At 75.0% G+C, this 20,812-nt stretch carries 16 protein-coding genes; 11 read left to right on the top strand and 5 right to left on the bottom strand.

Annotated elements, in window-relative coordinates; all coding sequences use genetic code 11:
- Window positions 1-99 precede the first annotated feature (99 nt).
- Window positions 100-1,371 (bottom strand): hypothetical protein, encoded by a 1,272-nt coding sequence (locus tag AB0G74_RS18980; protein ID WP_361147587.1) that lies wholly within the window; start codon window positions 1,369-1,371, stop codon window positions 100-102.
- Window positions 1,372-1,763: 392 nt separating this feature from the next.
- On the opposite strand from AB0G74_RS18980, the gene AB0G74_RS18975 reads away from it, so the two are divergent.
- From AB0G74_RS18975 to AB0G74_RS18960, 4 genes are all read left to right on the top strand, one after another.
- Window positions 1,764-2,537, top strand: coding sequence for a DeoR/GlpR family DNA-binding transcription regulator (locus AB0G74_RS18975; protein ID WP_361147584.1), 774 nt, complete (start codon window positions 1,764-1,766; stop codon window positions 2,535-2,537).
- 317 nt (window positions 2,538-2,854) lie between these two features.
- A complete protein-coding gene (locus AB0G74_RS18970) occupies window positions 2,855-4,306 on the top strand; it encodes an FGGY family carbohydrate kinase (RefSeq protein WP_361147581.1) in 1,452 nt (483 codons plus the stop codon).
- Window positions 4,303-5,910, top strand: a complete 1,608-nt coding sequence (locus tag AB0G74_RS18965) for an NAD(P)/FAD-dependent oxidoreductase (protein WP_361147578.1) — start codon at window positions 4,303-4,305, stop codon at window positions 5,908-5,910. Before AB0G74_RS18970 ends, AB0G74_RS18965 begins: the two co-directional genes overlap by 4 nt.
- Window positions 5,907-7,241, top strand: a complete 1,335-nt coding sequence (locus AB0G74_RS18960) for an FAD-dependent oxidoreductase (protein ID WP_361147575.1) — start codon at window positions 5,907-5,909, stop codon at window positions 7,239-7,241. The genes AB0G74_RS18965 and AB0G74_RS18960 overlap by 4 nt, the downstream gene beginning before the upstream one ends.
- A 42-nt stretch (window positions 7,242-7,283) precedes the next feature.
- On the opposite strand, the gene AB0G74_RS18955 is transcribed toward AB0G74_RS18960, so the two are convergent.
- Window positions 7,284-7,946 (bottom strand): pentapeptide repeat-containing protein, encoded by a 663-nt coding sequence (locus tag AB0G74_RS18955; protein WP_361147572.1) that lies wholly within the window; start codon window positions 7,944-7,946, stop codon window positions 7,284-7,286.
- A 574-nt stretch (window positions 7,947-8,520) separates the two neighbouring features.
- Between AB0G74_RS18955 and AB0G74_RS18950 the strand changes: the two genes are divergently transcribed.
- The 6 genes from AB0G74_RS18950 to AB0G74_RS18925 all read left to right on the top strand — a co-directional run bounded on the left by AB0G74_RS18950 (window position 8,521) and on the right by AB0G74_RS18925 (window position 16,002).
- Complete coding sequence (locus tag AB0G74_RS18950) at window positions 8,521-9,435, top strand: universal stress protein (protein ID WP_361147569.1); 915 nt, start codon at window positions 8,521-8,523, stop codon at window positions 9,433-9,435.
- A 184-nt stretch (window positions 9,436-9,619) separates the two neighbouring features.
- A complete protein-coding gene (locus AB0G74_RS18945) occupies window positions 9,620-10,255 on the top strand; it encodes a class E sortase (RefSeq protein WP_361147567.1) in 636 nt (211 codons plus the stop codon).
- Between the two features lie 109 nt (window positions 10,256-10,364).
- On the top strand, window positions 10,365-10,838 hold the full coding sequence (locus AB0G74_RS18940; RefSeq protein ID WP_361147564.1) for a carboxymuconolactone decarboxylase family protein: 474 nt from the start codon (window positions 10,365-10,367) through the stop codon (window positions 10,836-10,838).
- 75 nt (window positions 10,839-10,913) lie between these two features.
- Window positions 10,914-11,858: an RNA polymerase sigma-70 factor gene (locus AB0G74_RS18935; RefSeq protein WP_361147561.1), complete on the top strand. Its 945-nt coding sequence runs from the start codon at window positions 10,914-10,916 to the stop codon at window positions 11,856-11,858.
- Window positions 11,859-12,212: 354 nt separating this feature from the next.
- The gene (locus tag AB0G74_RS18930; protein ID WP_361147558.1) at window positions 12,213-13,841 is read left to right on the top strand and encodes a helix-turn-helix domain-containing protein; all 1,629 of its coding nucleotides are present in this window, start codon (window positions 12,213-12,215) and stop codon (window positions 13,839-13,841) included.
- Between the two features lie 523 nt (window positions 13,842-14,364).
- Window positions 14,365-16,002 (top strand): IPT/TIG domain-containing protein, encoded by a 1,638-nt coding sequence (locus tag AB0G74_RS18925; RefSeq protein ID WP_361147556.1) that lies wholly within the window; start codon window positions 14,365-14,367, stop codon window positions 16,000-16,002.
- A 12-nt stretch (window positions 16,003-16,014) separates the two neighbouring features.
- On the opposite strand, the gene AB0G74_RS18920 is transcribed toward AB0G74_RS18925, so the two are convergent.
- Window positions 16,015-16,566 carry a cupin domain-containing protein gene (locus AB0G74_RS18920; RefSeq protein ID WP_361147553.1) on the bottom strand — a complete coding sequence of 184 codons (552 nt, stop codon included), beginning with the start codon at window positions 16,564-16,566 and terminating at the stop codon, window positions 16,015-16,017.
- A gap of 152 nt (window positions 16,567-16,718) precedes the next feature.
- Window positions 16,719-17,768, bottom strand: coding sequence for a PHP domain-containing protein (locus tag AB0G74_RS18915; RefSeq protein ID WP_361147551.1), 1,050 nt, complete (start codon window positions 17,766-17,768; stop codon window positions 16,719-16,721).
- 269 nt (window positions 17,769-18,037) lie between these two features.
- Between AB0G74_RS18915 and AB0G74_RS18910 the strand changes: the two genes are divergently transcribed.
- Window positions 18,038-19,264, top strand: coding sequence for an aromatic acid exporter family protein (locus AB0G74_RS18910; RefSeq protein ID WP_361147652.1), 1,227 nt, complete (start codon window positions 18,038-18,040; stop codon window positions 19,262-19,264).
- Window positions 19,265-19,381: 117 nt separating this feature from the next.
- Here AB0G74_RS18910 and AB0G74_RS18905 read toward each other — a convergent pair whose 3' ends face one another.
- Window positions 19,382-20,137: a VOC family protein gene (locus AB0G74_RS18905; RefSeq protein ID WP_361147650.1), complete on the bottom strand. Its 756-nt coding sequence runs from the start codon at window positions 20,135-20,137 to the stop codon at window positions 19,382-19,384.
- Window positions 20,138-20,812 lie beyond the last annotated feature (675 nt).

Below are 20,812 nucleotides of genomic sequence, written 5' to 3'. Positions count from 1 at the left end.
GTCCGGCCCCGGGGCGTGCCCGTCGACCCCGGGGCCGGACAGCGGGCAGACGGCGGACCCGGGTGTCGCACCGCTGCCGGTCCCGAAGGGCCCGCCGGGTCAGCGCTCCCGGACGAGCCAGGTGTACGAACCGCAGGCGCCGATCGGGATCCGGGCCCGGTGTTCGATCGCGCACCGCGACCCGGTCAGATCGCCGACCGAGTCGGTCAGCGCCTCGTGCCGGGCCGGGTCCAGCGGTTCGCCGTCGAAGGTGGTGTACAGCAGCCGGGCCTCCCGGGGGCCCGTGGTCCGGAGCTGGCTGAGGAAGATCCGGGACGAGACGGCCGTCAGCCGGTCGTCGAGATCGCCCTGCGACACCGGGCCGCCGGCCGTGGGCAGCAGCTCGGACTCCCGGCCGCAGAGCCGGATCACCCGGGTCGGGTCGGCGCCGCCGCCGAGGGTCCGTACGCACAGCCCCGGCCGGTAGCGGATCAGCGGCATATACGGATTGCGGACACTGGTGACGACGAGACCGTGCAGCCCGTTGTTCGTCCCCGGTGCCAGCGGGACCAGCTCCACGCTCAGCCGGTCCAGGAACGGGTGGTAACGCCCGCCGCTGTCGCTGTAGTAGAGACAGCCCAGATCGGCGCTGCCGACCAGCTCGACCACCGGACAGCCCAACTGCCGCTCCAGATAGCGGCGGACGTTGACCGGGGTGTACTCGTACGCCGTGACGACGGTCGCCGGCCGGGGAAAACGGTCCCACAGACCCCAGGCGAGCGCCTTGCGCACCAGCTGCGCCAGCCGGGTGCCCGAGCATTCGAGGTGGTACCAGCCGCGGTGATGGGCGCGCTGCTCGGAGCGGATCGCCGCCAGCATGTGCTCCACATCGCCCCGGCCCCAGCGCTCCGGATCGAGCCGGAGGCCGAACCGGACCGTCCGCCGGTCCGGCCGGCCCGCCCCCGGCCCCCGGGGTGATTCGCCCCGCCGCCGGGAGCCGCCCCGGGGGCCGGTCCGTCCGCCGACCGCGCCGGTGGCCCGTACCCCCGGCTCGGTTGACGGAACGGACGTCAGAAAGACCCGGCGGCAGCCCTGGTGCCAGGTCGGCGCGAGATCCGGGTGGGCGCTCCACAGCCGGTACGACGACCGCAGCGGGAACGACGCGGGCCGGACGATCCTGGTCCGGCCGTGATCGGCTCCGCCGCCGTACGCGAACTCCGCCTCGCCCGACTCCAGCGCCGCCCTCAGCCGGGGCGTCATCCAGCCGTCCGGAAAACCCCGGGAAATATCCGACTTTCCCAGTACGGGAAACCAGCCGCGACTGAGAGCGTCACGATAGAAAGGAATGTCCCGGATCTGCTCGACGATGTCGGCGGGCGGTTGACTCTCCATTTCTACCTCTCCCTTGTACTGGTCATCCCCGGTTCGGACGGTGCCGCTACCTCTTCGGGCAGCGGTCGGATCGGATTCCCCCCGGGTCGGGGAGAGTTCCGTGCGTTGCTTTTCAGGGACGGTAAGGAGTGGCCCCGGCGACTGTCAATGAATTCCTCGACAATGAATTCATGAGAAAGCGCTCATGGAATGCGGTGCGGTTGCCGGGAATGCGAGTTCGGGCGGCCGGGCCGTGGACCGGGCGGCGGAGGGCCCCGGGCGGGTGTGCCGTGTCCCGGCCCGGGTAGGCCGAGCGGTGCGACGCCCGGCCGCGCCCTTGACGGGGTTCGGGCGGCAATCCACACTTCCCGTCGGGCCCGGTCGGATACGGGCGGAGACAGTCAGGAGCCGTGATGCTTCCCGCCGAGCGCCATCGCCGGATCTCCGCCGTGGTGGACCGGGCCGGCACCATCAGCACCGAGGACCTGGCCGGACAGCTCGAGGTCTCGGCCGAGACCGTCCGCCGCGATCTGGGCCGGATGGAGCGGCGCGGAGTGCTGCGGCGCGTCCGGGGCGGCGCGGCATCGCTCGCGGTGGTCCGTCAGGTCGGCGGCGAGGAGGCGTCGTTCGCCGACCGTACCGCCTCGTACACCGCCGCCGAGGCCGCGATCGGCCGGGCTGCGGCGGCCCTGGTCGGCCCGGGGGAGATGGTGGTGATCGACGTCGGCACCACGGCCGTCCAGATCGCCCACGCCCTGCCCCGCGACTTCCGGGGCACGGTCGTCACCCCGTCCCTGCGGGTGGCGCGGGTGGTCTCCGGACTGCCGCACGCCGGGGTACTCCTCCCCGGCGGGCGGCTGCGCGGCGGCGATCTGGTCTGCTGGGGGCCCCACACCGTACGGTTCTTCGCCGGGATCCACCCCGACCTCGCCTTCCTCGGCTCCGGCGGGATCGACGCGAAGGCCGGGGTGACCGACTTCCACTACGAGGAGATCGCCACCAAACGGCGCGTCCTCGCCAACAGCGCCCGCGGCTATGTCGTCGCGGACGGCAGCAAATGGGGGCGGGTGGCCGGATACCGGGTCTGCGCGGCCGCCGAGTGCACCGGAGTCATCACCGACGACTCGGCGGCGGCCCGGCTGGTCGCCGCCGTCGCGGAGACGGGCTGCGAGGTGCTGGTGGCCTGACGCCCCGGCCGCCGGCGACCGGCCCGCCCCGCCGACGAGCCCCCTGCCGCCTGCCGCCTGCCGCCCGCACCCCGCCCGCGCCCTCGGGGCCGTACGCCGTCCGGCCCGTGAACCGCCCCCGACCGCGCCGCCCGGCCCACGGCGCCCGTGAAAGGAACCGCCCCCGTGAACCCCCGGACCTTACGACCCGCCGCACCCCCGCTGACCCGCCGACGGGCCGCCCCGGGACCGCCGCCCGGCGGGAACGGCGCCGCCCGGCCCGGGGCGCCGAACGGCCCGGAGCACGCCGGGTCCGGTGGCGGGGGAGGCGCGTGCCGATGACCGTCGTCCTCGCCGTCGACCAGGGCACCTCCGGTACCAAGGCGGTCGTCGTGGACGACACCGGCCGCCCGCTCGCCCTCGCCGAGGCCGAACTCCGCCCGCGCTACGCCGACGGCGGCGTGGTCGAACAGGACCCGGCCGCCCTGCTCGACTCCGTCCTCGACACCGGCCGCCGGGCCTTGGCCGAAGCCGGGCGGCCCGTCGACGCCGTCGCCCTCGCCAACCAGGGCGAGACCGTCCTCGCCTGGGACCGGGCCACCGGCGACCCGCTGACCCCGGCCATCGTCTGGCAGGACCGGCGCGCCGCCACCGAGTGCGCCCGCCTCGCCGACCACGCCGAACGGATCGCCGCCCGGACCGGACTCGTCCTCGACCCGTACTTCTCCGCCCCCAAAATGGCCTGGCTGCGCCGGAACCTGACCACCGACGGCGTCGTCACCACCGTCGACAGCTGGCTGCTGCACCGGCTCACCGGCGCCTTCGTCACCGACGCCGCCACCGCCAGCCGGTCCCTGCTGTTCGACGTCGACCGGGCCGACTGGGACCCCGAACTCGTCGACCTCTTCGGCCTGGCCGCCGAACCCCTGCCCCGGATAGCGGCCTGCGACGAGATCGTCGGCACCACCCGCGCCTTCGGACCCGAACTGCCCGTCGCCGGGATCGTCGTGGACCAGCAGGCCGCGCTGCTCGCCGAGGGCTGTCTGGACGCCGGGGAGGCCAAGTGCACCTACGGCACCGGCGCCTTCCTCCTCGCCAATACCGGTACCACCGCGGTCCGCTCCGCCTCCGGGCTCACCACCTCCGTCGCCTGGCGGGCCCGGGGCCGTACCCCGTACTGCGTCGACGGACAGGTCTACACGGCCGCCTCCGCCGTCCGCTGGCTCACCGACCTGGGCTTCGTCCGCTCCGCCGGTGATCTCGACGCGGTCGCCGCCGCCGAGTCCGACGGCACCCTCTGCGTCCCCGCCCTCGCCGGACTCGCCGCCCCCTGGTGGCGCCCCGACGCCACCGCGACACTCACCGGGATGACCCTCTCCACCCGCCCCGGCCATCTGGTGCGGGCCGTGATCGAAGGCGTCGCCGCCCAGGTCGCCGGCCTCTGCGATCTGGTCGCGGCCGACCTCGGGGCCCCGCTGACCCGGCTGCGGGCCGACGGCGGACTCACCCGCAGCCGCAGTCTGATGCAGGCCCAGGCCGATCTCGCCCGGATCCCCGTGGAGGTCTATCCGTCGGCGCACGCCACCGCGCTCGGCGCCGCCGCCCTGGCCCGGCTGGCCCTCGACCCCGGCCTCGGGCTGCGGGAAGCCGTCGGCGAGTGGCAGCCGTCCGCCGTCCACGAACCCGAATGGTCCGACGACCGGGCGGCCCACTTCCGGGGGGTGTGGACGGCGGTCGCCGAAGCCGGACTCCGCACCGGCGGACTCCACCGGGCCGGGGGCCCCGGATGAGCGCCCCGCCGCCCGGCCACGGCGACCCCCGGAGCGACACCGGCTACGACGTGGCGGTGATCGGCGCCGGTGTCGTCGGCGCCGCGATCGCCCGCGAACTCGCCGGTCACCGCCTCTCCGTCGCCCTCGTCGAGGCCCGGTCCGATGTCGGCGACGGCACCAGCAAGGCCAACTCGGCGATCCTGCACACCGGGTTCGACGCCACCCCCGGCACCCTGGAGGCCCGGCTCGTCGCCCGGGGCCACGAACTGCTCTCCGACTACGCCCGGACGACCGGGATCCCCGTCGAGTACCCGGGCGCCGTCCTCGTCGCCAGGACCGACGCCGAGTACGCCGCCCTGCCCGCCCTCCGGACGAAGGCCGAGGCCAACGGCCGCCACGACACCCGGCTCGTCGGACCCGGCGAGGTCTACGCGGCCCTGCCCGCCCTCGCCCCCGGCGTCCGGGGCGGACTCGTCGTCCCGGGCGAGGGAATCGTCTGCCCCTGGACCACCGTGCTGGCGCTCGCCGGTGACGCCCTCGCCCGGGGGACCGCGATCCTCCTCGACCGGCCCGTCACCGCCGTCACCACCGACGGCGGGACCACCGTGCTGCACACCCCGGCGGGCCCGGTCCGCACCCGCTGGACCGTGAACGCCGCCGGGCTCGGCGCCGACCGCGTCGACGCCCTCTTCGGCCACCAGCGGTTCACCGTCACCCCCCGCCGGGGCAAACTCCTCGTCCTCGACAAGGCCGCCCGGCCGCTGGTGAACCACATCGTGCTGCCGGTGCCCACCGCCCTCGGCAAGGGCGTACTGCTCGCGCCGACCGTCTACGGCAACGTCCTGCTCGGCCCCACCGCCGAAGACCTCGACGACCGCACCGCGACCGGCACCACCGAGGACGGCCTGGCCTTCCTCCGCGCCAGGGGCGCGGCCCTGATGCCCGCCACCGCCGACGAGGAGATCACCGCCGCCTACGCCGGGCTGCGCGCCGCCGTCACCGGCCACCCGGACTATCTGATCGAGGCCGACCCGGACCGGCGGTACGTCCTCGTCGGCGGCATCCGCTCCACCGGGCTCTCGGCGGGCATGGCGATCGCCGAACACGTCCGCGAGCTGCTCGCCGCGAACGGTCCGGCCATGGCGGTCCGTACGGACCTTCCCGCCCCGCCGGTCATGCCGTACCTCGGCGAGAGCGGTTTCCGGCCCTACCAGGACGGCGGCCTGATCGCCGCCGACCCGGCCTACGGCGAGATCGTCTGCTACTGCGAGCGGGTCACGGCCGGGGAGATCAGGGACGCCTGCCACGCCCCGCTGCCCGCCCGCACCATCGGCGGACTGAGCCGCCGCACCCGGGCCCTCAACGGCCGCTGCCAGGGCTCCTCCTGCGGTCCGGCCGTACGGGCGCTCCTCGCGGGCCACATCACGGGGCACGGCTGTACGGCCGCGTGCGCCCGCGCGCTCCCCGGCCCGGCCGCCGCAGCCGGTCAACCCGGTCCGCCCCCTTTGACCGGCGCGCCCGACCGGGAGGCCCCCGCACTCGAAGACCCCTCCGCCGCCCCGCCCGGCGACGCCGCGTCCGGCGGCGGCGGTTCCCCTGACGAGGTGACGATCCGGCCATGAACCGAACCCGGCCCCCGGCGGACCCCGCCGCCACCGCCCTCCCCGTACTCACCCCCGACGTCCTGATCGTCGGCGGCGGGCCCGCCGGGCTGAGCGCCGCCACCGCGCTCGCCCCTCTGCTCCCCGGCCGGGTCCTCGTCCTCGAACGGGAACCCGGGGCCGGAGGGGCGCCCCGCCACACCGACCGCGTCGGCTTCGGCCGACGCGGTCCGCGGCGCCTGCTCACGGGCCCCGGGTACGCCCGGCGGCTCACCGAGGCTGCCGAGGCGGCCGGAGCCGTGATCAGAACCCGGACGACCGTCACCGACTGGGCCGACGGCCCGGACGGCGGCGGCTCCGGGGCCCCGTACGCCGTCCACGCCACCGGCCCCGACGGCCGGTTCCGGGTCGAGCCCCGGGCGATCGTCCTCGCCACCGGCGCCCGGGAACGCTCCCGCGCCGCCCGGCTCGTCCCCGGCGACCGGCCCGAAGGGATCCTCACCGGCGGGGAACTCCGGCGCGCCGCCCGCCTCCGCCACCTGCCCGTCGGCGATCGCGCGGTCGTCGTCGGCGCCGGACCCGCCGGCTGGTCCGCCGCCCTGACCCTGCTCCGCGCGGGCTGCCGGGTCGGCCTGCTGGTCAGCGACCGCGCCCGCGCCGAAGAGGCGCCCGCCGCGTTCACCGCCGGTGCCACCGCACTCCTCGGGACCCCCGTGGCCCACCGCGCCCGGGTCGTCCGGATCATCGGCCGCCGACGGGTCGAGGCCGTCGAGATCGAGCACCTCGACAGCGGCGCCCGCCGTACCGTCCCCTGCGACACCGTCGTCCTCACCGGCGACTGGATCCCCGACCACGAACTAGCCCGCGCCGCCGCGCTCGACCTCGACCCCGCTACCCTCGGCCCGCTCGTGGACTCGGCCCTGCGCACCAGCCGCCCCGGCGTCTTCGCCGCCGGGAACCTGGTCCACCCCGCCGGTACCGCCGGCGCCGCGGCCCTCGACGGGCGCCATGTCGCCGACCGGGTCGCCGCCCGGCTCGCCGACCCGGGCCCCGAACCCGCCGCCGGGGGAGCCCGGCTGCTCGCGGAACGGCCGTTCCGCTGGGTCGTACCCGGACTGCTGCGCCCGGGCGACCCGGCGCCACCGGGCGGCAGGCTGCTGCTGTGGAGCGACGAACTCCGGACGGCTCCACGGCTCGTCGTCCGCCACGACGGACGGATCGTCGCCGAGCACCGGCTGCCCGGCACCGTCCGTCCGGGCCGGGTGCTGCGGGTGCCGTGGACCGTCGTCCCCGCCTCGGCGATCCGGACGGCGGATCCCGCCCGGGGCCCGGTCACCGTCGGACTCTGCTGACCGTCCCCGGCGGCGCGCCGCCGGGGACGGCCGGGACCGGGGTCAGTCGTCCCGGACGGTGACGCCGAGCGCGTGGGCGAACAGAGGCGCCAGATCGAAGAGTTGCAGGGTTCCGATGGTCGCGCCGCGCAGCGATTCGACGCCGTCGCCGATCTCCAGCCGGGCCGCCGTCCGCAGATCGACGTCCTTGAGCCGGGCGCCGGAGAAGCGGGCGTTCTCCAGGGTCGAACCCGGGAAGGACACCCCGGTCAGCTCCGCGCCCGCGAAGTCGACGTCCCGCAGCAGACAGTCCACGAAGACCACGTCGCGCAGGGTCGTGGCGCGCAGGTTCACCGAGTCCAGCTTGCACTGGTGGAAGACGACCCGGTGCAGTTGGGCCCCGTGCAGTTCGAGTCCGGCGAGGGAACCGGCGACGACCTCGGTGTCCAGCCAGCTCGTCTCCACCAGATCGGTGGCGACGAAGCGGACCGTATGCATCCAGACCTCGTTGAAGCGGGCCCGCCGCAGCCGGCCGCCGGTGAAGGAGACCGAGGTCAGGGCCGATTCCGTGATCCGCAGGGCGGGGGCGTCGAGATCGTCGTACCGGCCGCCGTCCAGCCGGACGCAGTCGAGGTCGTCCTCGTCGCCGGGCACCCCGTCGAAGGGGGTCAGATGCCGTGCGTACGGCAGTTCGGCGAGAGCGCGGGGCGAGGGAGTCGCTGGCATGGCGGTGTCCTTGTCGGCGGGTCGGGCCGGGTGCGGCGTACGGCGACGGGGGGCGGGACGGTGCGCGGACGGGGCGTACGAGCGGCGGCGTACGAGTGAGGCGTACGGACCGGGGCGCACGGAAAGCGATATACGGAAAACGGTGCACGGGACCCTTGGACGCGCGAGGGCGCCGCGGATCGGCCCCGCTCCGCGACCGGCCCGGCACACCTCACGTTACCGCAGGTCAGGGCCGTGAAGAAGTCGATCGGCGGCTTCTCCGGCAGGGCCTTGAAACGGCCCGTGACGGGGCCTGTGGCGGCCTTTTCGCGACGGGTCGGCAGGCTGGTGTCACCGGCGTCGGGATCGTCGCTCCGAGGGGCGTACACGGCCTTCGGGGCGCGGGGGTGTCTCACCCGATCGGCGGTGGACCGCCCCGCCGCCGGGACGCCGGGAGCGGGGCCGGTCGGCGTGGACGAAAGGACCTCCGGGCCGTCCGGAGGGGGACCTGCGGCCCTCGCACGCCCGCATGCCGCCGACCATGCTGGGCAGGGGGATCACCGTCGATCCCGTCCGTACCAGGAGGTGTGCATCCATGACCAGCACCAGCACAGGCGCCGTCACCGTCGGTCTCGACGGATCCCCGGAGAGCCTGGCCGCCGCCGAGTGGGCGGCGCGTGAGGCGGCGCTGCGCGAACTGCCGCTGAAACTGGTCAGCGTCTGGGAACCCGTCCCCCTGGCCGCGCGGGCCGCCTTCCTCGGCGAGGAGAGCCGTCAGCACTGGTCGGGCCGGGTCCCCGTGGAGGCGGCGGCCGGTATCCGCGAGCGCCACCCCGAACTCGACGTCACCGCCGACCAGCTCACCGGCGAACCCGGTGAGGTGCTGGCCCGGCTCGCCGAGGAGTCGGCGCTGCTCGTCCTCGGCTCCCGGGGGCTGAGCGGCTTCGGCGGCTTCCTCGTCGGCTCCGTCGGACAGGCCGTCCTCGCCGACACCAAGAGCCCGGTCGTCTTCGTCCGCGCCCCGGAGGACACCGACGCGGAGGCGGCGGGCGAGAAGGCCGCGGGGACCGGCGACGGCGGCCCGGCCGGACCGGTCGTGCTCGGTATCGACGCCCACGAACCCGACGACGTGCTGATCCGGTACGGCTTCGAGGCCGCCGCCCGCCGGGGCGCGACCCTGCGGGTCGTCCATGTCTGGTCCCTGCCGCCCTACTTCGCCTACGGGCTGCCGCCGGACCCGGAACTCGACGCCGAGCTGGGCAAGCAGGAGGCGGCGGCGCTCACCGAGGCGCTGGCGGACCGGCGGGCCGAGTTCCCGGCCGTCACCGTCGAGGAGGCCCCCACCGTCGGCAAGACCTCCGACGTCCTGGTCGAGGCGGCCCGGGGCGCCCAGCTCCTGGTGGTGGGCCGCAGGCTGCGGCGGGCCCCGTTCGGCGGCCGGATCGGCTCCGTCGCGCATGCCGTACTGCACCACGCGGCGGTGCCCGTCGCGATCGTTCCGCACGCCTGAGCCCCCGCCGTACCGGCGCCGTACGCGCCCTTCCCGCCCGGCCGTCCGGGTGAGGAAAGGCGCGTACCGCCGTATTCTCGAACGGACGAACGAACGAACGGACGGCCCGGCGCCGGACCCCGGCGCGGACCGCCCCCGTGCCCGCCGGGAGCCCCCGCGCCCCGGCCGACGATCGGGAACCGCCATGCACCTCGGACCAGTCGCGGCAGCCCGTACGGTGTCCCGCGCGGCCGTCACCGCGGCGGCGGCCGTCTGTCTGCTCACCGCCGTACCCGCGACGGGCGCCCGGGCCGCCACCGCCCCCGACCCGGCGCGTACCGAGGCCGCCGTACTGACCGCCCCGGCGATCGGCGTGGCCGGTCTGCGGGTCGTCCCGTACGAAGGCACCACCGACGACGCGGCGGGTACCCGGATCCAGGACCGGGGCGACGCCGCCAGCCCCTACGGCGAGCGCGGCGGAGCCGGTCCCGGGGAGGTGGGCAACTATCTGGTGACCGCCCACCGGCTGTCGGCGGGCGGCCCCCTCCACGACCTGCCGGCGCTGAAGAAGGGCGACGAGGTCCGGGTGGCCCACGCGGGCCGGGAGTACCGCTACGAGATCACCGCCACCCGGTCGACGTCCTTCCGCTCCGCCGACTCACTGGCCGCCCAGCGGGCCGCCGTACCCGGGCGGCCCGGTGAACGGCCCACCCGGGCGATGATCACCCTCTCCACCTGCGCCACCCCGGAGGACGACGCCGCGGGCAACCACTGGCGCGACGCGCTCGGCAATCCGGAGCACCGGATCGACAAGGTCGGCGTCCTGGTCTCCACGCGCTGAGCCGCCGTCGGGCGGCAGGCGAGAGACGAGCGTCACACCCACGCGTGTCACAGAGGCTCCGGCCGTCTCGTCCCAGGGGTAACCCGACCGACGAGCACGGAGGAGCGCGATGACCGCCCGGCTGAACTACTTCACCGGCCCCACCGCCGAGATGGCCCTGCCCCATCTCATGGCACTCGGCCGCGGACTCAAGGACACCCCGGTACCCCCGGCCACCCAGGAGCTGGTGGCACTGCGGGTGAGTCAGATCAACGGCTGCGCCGCCTGTATCGACATGCACACCAAGGAGGCCGCGGCGGCCGGTGAGACCCCGGTACGGCTCCATCTGGTCGCCGCCTGGCGCGAGGCCACGGTGTTCACCGACGCCGAGCGCGCCGCCCTGGAACTGGCGGAGCAGGGCACCCGGGTCGGGGACGCGGCCACCGGAGTCGACGACGCGGCCTGGACGCGGGCCGCCGAACACTACGACGAGGAGCAGCTCGTCGCCCTCGTACTGCTGATCTCCTTCATGAACGCGGCCAACCGGCTGAACATCATCGCCCGGCAGCCCGCCGGGGACTACCAGCCCGGCCGGTTCCACTGACCGGGCACCGCGCCCCGGCGGGCGAGCGGGCGAACAAGGGAACAGGGCAAGAGGACGAGGGAAAGAGGTGGGGGGATGGGCGTCGTGGAGGAGTTCGAGGAGCTGCGACCGCTGCTGTTCTCGATCGCGTACCGGATCCTGGGCAGTGCGGGCGAGGCCGAGGACGCCGTCCAGGAGACCTGGCTGCGCTACGACGCCTCGGCGACCCGCCCCGACTCCGTCAAGGCGTTCCTCTCCACGACCGTGACCCGGATCGCGATCGACGTGCTGCGCTCCGCCCGGGTGCGCCGCGAGGCGTATCCCGGCCCCTGGCTCCCCGAGCCGCTGCTCGGCGACCCCTACCAGGACCCGGCCCGCGCCGCCGAACTCGCCGATTCCGTCTCCACGGCGGCGCTGCTGCTGCTGGAGCGGCTCGGCCCCCGGGAGCGGTCGGTCCTCGTCCTGCGGGAGGTCTTCGGCTTCGGCTTCGACGAGATCGCCCCGGCGGTCGGCCGCTCCGAAGCGGCCTGCCGCCAGCTGCTGGTGCGGGCCCGGCGCCGGATACGCGACGGGGAACCCCGCTACGAGGCCGGGCGGCACGAGCGGCGCGAGCTGGCCGACCGGTTCTTCGAGGCGCTGGCCCACGGAGATGTGGACGGCCTCCGGCGGGTACTGGCCGCCGATATCCGGATGGTGGGCGACCACGGCGGCAACACGCCCCGGCTGGCCCGGCCCGTCACCGGTCCCGACCGGCTGGCCCGGCTGCTCGCCGCGGTCTATCCGCTGCTCGCCGGGCTCGCCGTCACCCGGGAACGGCACGAGATCAACGGGCTGCCCGGCGCGATCCTCCGCGACCGCGACGGCGGTGTGCTCCAGACCCTCGCGCTCGACGGGTTCGGCGGGCGGATCCGGGAGCTGTACGTCGTCGCCAACCCGGACAAGCTCCGCCATCTGGGTCCGGTCGCCGACGCCTGGGCCCTCGACCGGGAGGCCCGGCACCTCCGGGGGCTGCGCCGGTCGGCCGCCGGGACCTCCTCCTGAATGCTCCTGAACGCTCCTGAAAGCGGAGCCTCCGGGAGGCCGGGGTACTACCGCTCGTCCCGTCAACCGCCCCGGCACGGCGTCCGGTTCACGGCTCCGGGCCCCGCTCCGGGGCCCGGAGCCGGGTGGGTGGCCCGGGTAACCGGTGGAATCAATTCCGGTTATATGCAATGGTGGCGCCCGCCGACCGAACGTGATTCGCTGGTCTGTTCGGGACTTTTCCGTACCCGGTTCCTACGGCCCCGTGCGCGGACACGGGTCCCCGGCGCCCCGGGTGCGACCGGACACCGCCGAGGGCCGGAACGCGGCGGCGGGAACACGGTCCGCACACAGACAGGGCAAGGGGGCATCCGCATGGCTGCGCGGGACGCCGGGGAAACCGGCGGAACGGGACGGCTCCACGAACTTCTGCGCCGGGTCCGGCACCACGGATCCGGCGAACCGGACCCCGGTCCGGACGAACTCGTGGCTTGGCTGGGCGCCCGACTCGGCGCCGACGCGGCCCTGGTGGACCGGACCGGTACGGCCGAGATCGCGACGGACGCGTTCCCCCGGCAACTGATTCCTCCGCTGAAGCCCCTGCTCGGACGGCTCTCCGACGGAGCCCTGGACACCGCGGCCACCGAAGCGGCCGTCGGCCCGGACACCGTACGGCTCCGCCTGGAGGCCATCGGCGACCGGGCTCCGCGCCCCGTACTGGTGGTGGCCGCCCCGGACGCCCTGGACCGGGAGGCGGCCCTCCTCGTCTCCCACACCGGCGGCCTGCTGATGCTGCTCCGCCGGGCCGGGCGGGCCGACGCGATCACCCATGCGTACCACCGCAAAGCGGGGCAGGTACGGCTGGCGGTCTTCATGGCGCTGATGGCCGGGGACCCGCCCCTCGCCCGCCGGATGACCGCGGGAGCCGTCCCCCGGCTGCTGGCCGCCGACCGGCTGCGGGTCCAACTCCTGCGCTGCCCTCCGGAGGACCGGGACCGGATCGCCCGCGACCTCCAGGACGCCTCGGGCTACCACGGCCCGGCCCTGATGGTGCGCTGCCCGGTCTACGAGAACCACTTGATCTGCGTCATCGCCGAGGGCACCCACGAACACCCCGAAGGCCCCGGGGCCGCTCTGCGCCGCCTGGTCGGGGAGAACGGCCACTACGCGCTGGGCGTCAGCGACCCCCGGCCCCTCGACGAGACCGCCGACGCCTACGAACAGGCCCGGCACACCCTCGCGCTCGCCCGGAGCGTCCCCGGCCGGATCGCGGTCTCCAGCGGCGGACTGCCGCTGGGGCGCGTACTGCCCGAGGCTCCGGCCGCGGCCTGGGCCCGGAACGTTCTGCGACCCCTGGACACGGTCCCGAACCTGACCCGGGAGATCACCCGGCTCTCCCTGGCCTTCCCCCGGTCCGGCGTCGCACGGCTGCTGGGCGTCAGCCGCAACAGTGTCGCCGCGCATCTCGAACGCGCCGGACAGGCACTCGGCGCCGACCTGGGCGACGTCCGCACCCGGGCGGCTCTCGCCCTCGCCCTCTCCGTGCCCGGACCGGGCCCGGGCACGGAAGCCACCGGCCCGGACCCCACACCGGGGGGCGGGGCGCGCACCCCCGTGCCGCGCCCCGCCCCTGTCCTGGACGAGCTGTTGCGTACCCCGCCCGCCGTGACCTGGGCCCGGAGCTTCCTCGCCCCGCTCCCGGACGGGCCCCGGGACCTCCGGGGCACCCTCGCCGCCTGGATCGACGCCAACACGGACGCCCGGCGGGCCGCCCGCGGCCTCGGCGTCGGCCGCAACACGGTCGGCGACCGGCTGCGTACCGCCGGAAGACTGCTCCACCGCGATCTGCTGGGCACCCACTCCGGCGTCTACGACCTCGTCCACGCCCTCGCGGCCGAAGCGCTCACGACCGGGGAGGGTACGGCCGAGGACCGCACGGCCGCCCCGGGGAGCGGCGCCGGACCCCGGCCCGTCGGTCCGGACCGTCGGAGCGCCCGGGTCTAGTCACCCGCACCGTCGGCGTCCAGGTCGTACCCCACCTCGCCGTCGGCGGTGGGACCCTTCTCGCTCGACGTCGAGGGCGGTCACGGTCTTCTGCACGGTGATTCCCGGTTCGTTCATGATTCCGGCCGCCCGACTGCGGCGGACCGAACTGATGGTCCGGCCGGGATTCCCCTGACGGCCCGGCTGTTCAGCGATGCTAGGAGGCCCGGTCCGTCCCGGACCACCGGGCACGGTGCTCAACTCCCCGGGCGGGGTCGTGCACGGTGCTCAACCGGCGCCGTGACCGGCCCGAAGGCGCCCGTCCGGTTCGCGCGGCGGTGCGGCGAGTGGGCCATGCGCCTGAAATCCCCACCGGCCCCGGCGCCGCCGGGCCGCCACCACCCGGGGCCGTACGAGCCGTTCGCCTAGCATCGGCGCGACAGCCGACCCGCCCCGATCACGAGCGCCCGGCCGAACCGGCGCACCCCGGGGCGGTGTACCCGGGCCGGGGCGCCGGGCCGTCCGGCGAACATACGGAGCAGCCATGGTCAGGACACCACCGCCCGAGCCGGCCCGGGATCCGGACGATCCGATCGCCCGGGTCATGATGACCCTCTCCGCGATCGCCGCCACCGCGGCCGTCCCGCGCCCGTCCGGGGAGAGCCTGGAGGCACAGTCCGAGCGGATGGCCGACGGCATCTGGACCCGACTGCACGATCCCGGGCTCGCCACCAGCGACGGGGTGTGGCGGATGGCGTGGCTGGGAGTCAGCCCCGGGAACACGAATATGGCGTACATCGCCCGCAGCTACGACGGGTCGAACCAGTTCGCCGTCGTCGTCCGGGGCACGGTCGACGACCCGGTCGACACGATGGAGGACCTCGACGTCGGCACCCTGGTGCCGTTCACCCCCGCCGGGGCCGAGCCGCCCGTGGCCGTCTCCGCCGGAGCGATGGCCGCGTTCACCCGGATCGTCAACGCGCCCGGCTTCACCGGCACACCGGCCGTCCCGGACGATCCGGGCGCGCCCGGACTCCCCGTCCCCTCGGGCGCGACCCTCATCGAGGCGCTGGCCGCACTGCTCCTGGCCGCGCCCGCCTCGCCCCCGCCGACGGTCACGGTGACCGGTCACAGCCTCGGCGGCTGTGTCGCCACGACCCTGGCGAGCTGTCTCCAGGCCCGGGACTGGTCACCGGCGGCGCCCCGGTTCGCCCTGGTCACCTTCGCCGCCCCGACCGCGGGCCCGCAGGACTTCGCCGACCATGTCGACGGCCTGAACTGGAGCACCTACGGCCGCTACTTCAACGCCTGGGACCTCGTACCGCAGGCGTGGAGCGATCTGACCGCCGCCGGGGCCTGGTACCCCGATCCGCCGGGTCCGGCCGCCACCGCCGAGGTCCGCCTCCTCCTCAAGGAGATCGACTCCCTCCGCAAGGGCGGGGTCTACGTCCAGCCCGCCGCCTCCCCGGTCCTCAACCAGTACTACCCGGTCCACGACCCGAACCTCCTCCGCCACACCACCGCGGACTTCCTCGGCCAGGCCGGATACCAGCACGCGAACAACACCTATCTGGCCCTGCTGAACGCGCCCCTCATCACCGACGGGCCCGTGGTGACCTCCGTTCGGCCGTCCTCCGGCGGCACCGGCACACCGGTCACCGTCACCGGCACCGGATTCGGCCCGGACAGCGTGCTCGACTTCGGCACGATCCCCTGTACGGACCTCACCGTCGACGCCTCCGGTACGACGATCGACGCCTGCGCGCCCGCCGGGCTCGGCCTCGTCGACGTCCGGGTCACCACGTCCGTGGGCACCTCACCCGCCGTCCCCCTCGGCCAGTTCGCCTACGGCGGGCCCGCGCCGGTCGTCGTCACCTCGGTCGACCCCGACCAGGGCCGGGCGGGCGACCCGGTCGTCATCAAGGGCTCGGGCTTCGCCGACGGCGCGACCGTACGCTTCAAGAAGGTCACCGTCGAACGGCGCCACGTCCACGTCGAGAGTCCGAACCGGATCAACGTGATCGTCCCCCACCGCATCCCCGCCGCACCCTCCGGCCCGAACGGCGACAGGCCGGCGGCGGAGGAACAGCCCAGGACGGTGGACGTCACCGTGACGGTCGGCGTGGCCACCTCGCCCACCGGCCCCGCCGACGAGTTCACCTACGAGGACGACGCGACCTGACGGACCGGCCCGTCAGCCCCCCGCCCCGGGGCCGGGTTCGGGCCCGGGGTCGGAGCCGGGATCGAAGTCCGATACGAAGTAGCTGTCGTGCCGGATCCGGAACCGCCGCAGCTCCTCACCACCGCGCCGCGACACCTCGGCGACCCGCTCGAAGTACTCCTCGCGCGGCGCGCCCGGGGAGAAGAGCATCAGCATCGACATGGGCTCGTCGGTGACGTTCCGGAACGCGTGCAGACCTCCGACCGGTACATACAGGAAGTCGCCCGTACGGCCCGTGATCCAGGTGTCGCCGTCGTACAGCTCCAGTTGCCCGGAGAGGATGTAGAACGACTCCGAGATCGTCGCGTGGAAGTGGGGCGCCGCCCCGGCCGAACGGGGACCCAGCACGGCCTTGTACAGACCGTACTCGCCGCCGGTCGACTCGGAGGTGGCGAGATAGTGGGTGGCGCCGCCCGGCGACGACACCTCCGGCGGGGTGTCGGCCGGCCGGAACACCGCGTTCACCTCGCCCCGGTCGCCGTGATAGCGGGGCTCCGGGTACTCCAGGTGGTGCGGATACGACATCACACGCTCCTTCCGGTAGGTCCTTCCCGGAATGGTGGCCCCCGCCCCCGGCCGCCGGTAACGGGCTTACGGACCACCCGGGTCGCCTCCCGGAACCAGGACCGGGGACGTAGCCGCGCCCGAGTCACGGCCGGATCCGGCCCGACCCGGTCCTAGGACCGGGTCCACTCCAGCAGCCGGTCCGCGTCCCAGGTGTTGATCACCCGGTCCGCCGGGACGTCCGCGCGTTCCGCGCGGTCGCAGCCGATGATCTGCCAGTCGAGCTGACCGGGGGCATGGGCGTCCGTGTCGATCGCGAAGTACGTCCCCGCCGCCACCGCTTGGGCCAGCAGCCGCATCGGGGGGTCGAGCCGTTCGGGGCGGCTGTTGATCTCCACGGCCGTACCGGACGCCGCGCACGCCGCGAAGACCTCGGCCGCGTCGAACACCGACTCGGGCCGGGTACCGCTGGTGGCCCGGCGGCCGCCCCGCATGTGCTCACGGCCGATCAGCAGCCGGCCCGTGCAGTGGCCCAACACATCGACCAGCGGGTTCTCCACCGCCCGCACCATCCGCCGGGTCATCGGAACCCGGTCCATCCGCAGCTCCGAATGGACCGAGGCGACCACCAGGTCCAGTTCGGCCAGCAGACCGGGCTTCTGGTCGAGCGAGCCGTCGGGGAGGATGTCGCACTCGATCCCCGTCAGCAGCCGGAACGGCGCCCACCGCTCGTTCAGCGCGGCCACCACCGCCAGCTGCTCCCGCAGCCGCTCGGCCGTCAGCCCCCGGGCCACCGTCAGCCGGGGGGAGTGGTCGGTCAGTACGGCCCACTCGTGGCCGAGCGCGATCGCGGTCCGGCCCATCTCCTCGATCGGGCTGCCGCCGTCGGACCAGTCCGAATGCAGATGGCAGTCGCCGCGCAGCGCCGCCCGCAGGTCCTCGCCGCCCGCAGCGAGCGGCTCGGCCGCCGCCTCCCGCTCCAGCCGCGCCAGATAATCGGGCACCTCACCGGCCAGCGCCTCCAGCACCACCGCCGCGCTCTTGGGGCCGATGCCCTTGACCCCCTCCAGCGCCCGCCGGGACCGGGTCCGTACCGCCAGATCGTCCGGGGACATCCCGGCGACCACGGCCGCGGCGGTACGGAACGCCCGGACCCGATAGGTCTCCGCGCGGGCGCGCTCCAGCAGGAACGCCACCCGCTCCAGCGCTTCTACGGGGTCCATCCGCGGCTCCTCGTCGCCGTACCGCCCGCCCGGGGCGGCCGGTCCGCCGGTGGTCCGGCGAGTCCCACTCTGCCCCGGCGCGCCCGGAGCGGCGCGCCGAGTCTTTCGTAGCTTCCTATGAAATATGAGAGAAAGTTCTGAAAAGTACTGGAAGAACCGTGCGATCGGGCGAGTCGGCGGGAAATCCAGATGCATGCGTCGCCTCCGCCCCGCCCGCCCCGGCAGTGACTGAGCCGCGCCGACCGGCCCGCCGATCGGCCCGGCGGACGGTGGCGGCCCTCACGGCCGGGGTCCGCGCGCTCTCCCGCGATCCCGTCGTCGTCCAGGCGGTACGCTCCACCGCCGCCGCCACCATCGCGTATGCCGTCGCGCTCTGGCTCAGCGGTGAATCCGCGCCCCTCACCGCGCCCCTGACCGCCCTGCTGGTCGTCCAGGTCACCCTCTTCTCCACCCTCACCACCGGAATCCGGCGGGTGAACGCCGTCATCGCCGGAGTGCTGATCGCCAGCGGATTCAGCCTCCTCGTCGGACTGAGCTGGTGGAGCCTGGCCCTGATCATCCTGGCGTCCCTGATCGTCGGACACCTGGTCCGGGTGAGCGAGTTCGTCCCCGAGGTCGCCATCAGCGCCATGCTGGTCCTCGGTGTCACCCGGGTGGCCGACACCGCCTGGGACCGGGTCCTGGAGACCCTGATCGGCGCGACCGTGGGACTCCTCTTCAACGTCGTCTTCGTCCCGCCGGTCTGGGTGAGCACGGCGGGGGAGTCCATCGGCGACCTGGCGCGCCGGATGCGGCGGCTGCTGCTCGCCATCGGCGCCGAACTGACCACCCCCACCGCCGTGGCGACCGCGGCGGCCCGGCTGGACGAGGCCCGTCGGCTCGACAACGACATCGCCGAGGTCGACACGGCGCTCCGGCAGGCCGAGGACAGCCTCAAATTCAATCCGCGGGTCCGGGAGGGGATGCTCAACCGGGTCGTACTCAGAACCGGCCTCGACACCCTGGAGATCTGCGCCGTCGTACTGCGGGTACTGGCCAGGACCATGACCGACCTGGCCAAGGAACGCGGCGACGAGCCGCTCTTCCCGCCCAGGACCGGCCGGGCCCTGGAGGAACTGCTCACCGAGGTCGCCGACGCGCTCGTCGGCTTCGCCGACCTGGTGACCGCGCAGGTGAGCGCCAACGCCGAGGCGGCCGAGGCCCGGCTCACCACCGGACTCGAAGCCGCGGCCGAGGCCCGGGAACGGGCCGCGGCCCTGATGTTCGACGGGGTGGTGAACCGCCCCCGGCACTGGCAGCTCCACGGGGCGCTGCTCACGGAGATCGACCGCATCCTGGCCGAACTCGACCCCGATCACCGGTCCGGGCGGCTGATGGAGGAGCTGGACCGCACCGCCCGCGAGGAGTACGGGAAGCTGCCCGCGCCCGAGGCCGCCCGACGCTGGCTGGCGGCCCGCCGCCGGGCCCGGCACCGGGCGCGCCACCGGACCGGCTGACCGCCGACGGCGGCGCGCGGCCCCGGCGGCTCCCCGGAACCCGGGCGGCGGACGAGGCGTCCCGTCCCGGCCTGAGCCGTGCCGCCGGAGGCCGCGCCGGAGCCGTACCGCCAGAGGTCAGACCCGGCCAGTGACCGTGAACAGCGCGCCGTCCGGGTCGCGGATCACCGCCTCCTCCGCGCCGTCGGGCGTCGTGCCCCGCTCCACGACCGTGCCGCCGTGCCGCCGTACCGCCCGGGTCGTCCCCGGCACGTCCTCCACCTGGAAGTGGACCTCCCAGCGCGGCCTGCGCAGCGGATCGGGCGCCGCGCCGGACGCCCCGGACCTCAGCCGGGCCAGGACGTGCCCCTGGTTGATCAGGACGACCTCGTCGTTCTCGTATCCCACATCGCAGCAGCCGGGCCGGTCGGACGCCCAGTCCAGCACCTGGCCGTAGAAGATCGCCGAATCGAAGGCGTTACGGGTCCGCAGCAGCAGCCACGCGGGCGCGTCCTTCCGCCCGGACTGCCAGTCCGGCAGCAGCGCGCCCTCCCAGATCCCGAACACCGCCCCGTCCCGGTCGGCGGCGAGGGCGCCCCGCCCCAGCGAGAAGGAGAGCGGCCCCACCGCGACCGTGCCGCTGCGCTCCCGGATCCTGGCCGCCGCCACATCCACATCGGGGGTGGCGAAGTACGGCGTCCACGCCACGGCCACTTTTAGCCGGGGCGCCAGCGCCCCGATCCCGGCGACCGGCCCGCCGTCGTGCACGGCGACGCTGAACTCGTCCCCCAGTTGCCCGACCCGGAACTCCCAGCCCAGCACGGCACCGTAGAACGCGTGGGAGGCGTCCAGATCCCGGGCCATCAGACTCACCCAGCACGGCGCGCCGATCATCCGGTCACCGGAGGTCGTTCCCGGCGCGCCCGCCGGTCGTGCGGTGTTCTCGGTGTTGCCCATGACACTCGTGTCCTGACATCGCCGGGCCGGTGCCCTGCGCGGGCGCGGCCCCGCCGCGCGTCCCGCGGCCGGTCGGCGTCCGCCGGAACGGGTCCGCGGGTCCTCGCGGGGGCGTCGGCGGTTCACGGGGGCGACGCCGGTACGTGAGCGGTACGGCGCGGCGCGCCGACCACCGGGCGGGACCGCGGGCAGGGCGGTACGGGTGACCGGGGTCCCCGGTCACCCCCTCATCCTCCCCTCCCGCCGGGCGGACCGCGACTCGCGTGCGCCGGGAGTGGCCGGGCCCGTACCCGGTGTCACGCCGGGTTGCGCGGACGCCCGGCAGCGGGCGCGATGGTGGCGGGAACGGATACCGGGTCCGGTGCCGTACCCGGGGAACTACGGCCCGCCGGGTCGGATCCCGTCCCGTACACCGCGTGAGCGGCCCGGGCCGGACGGCCGTCACGGGGTCGCCGCGGCGGCCGGAGGCGTACGGAACGGCCCGGCCGGTCCGGGTATCTCCCCGGGCGGGCCGGGGTACTCATCCGGCCGGACGTACCGGCGGATCGCGTCCGCCCCGGCGGGGCGCGCGCGGGATCGACACGTACCGGCCCGGCGCACAGGATGACGGGA

Source organism: Streptomyces sp. NPDC020875 (assembly GCF_040641415.1).
In the GTDB taxonomy this organism is placed as follows: Bacteria; Actinomycetota; Actinomycetes; order Streptomycetales; family Streptomycetaceae; genus Streptomyces.
This window is presented reverse-complemented; position numbering and strand designations above follow the sequence as displayed.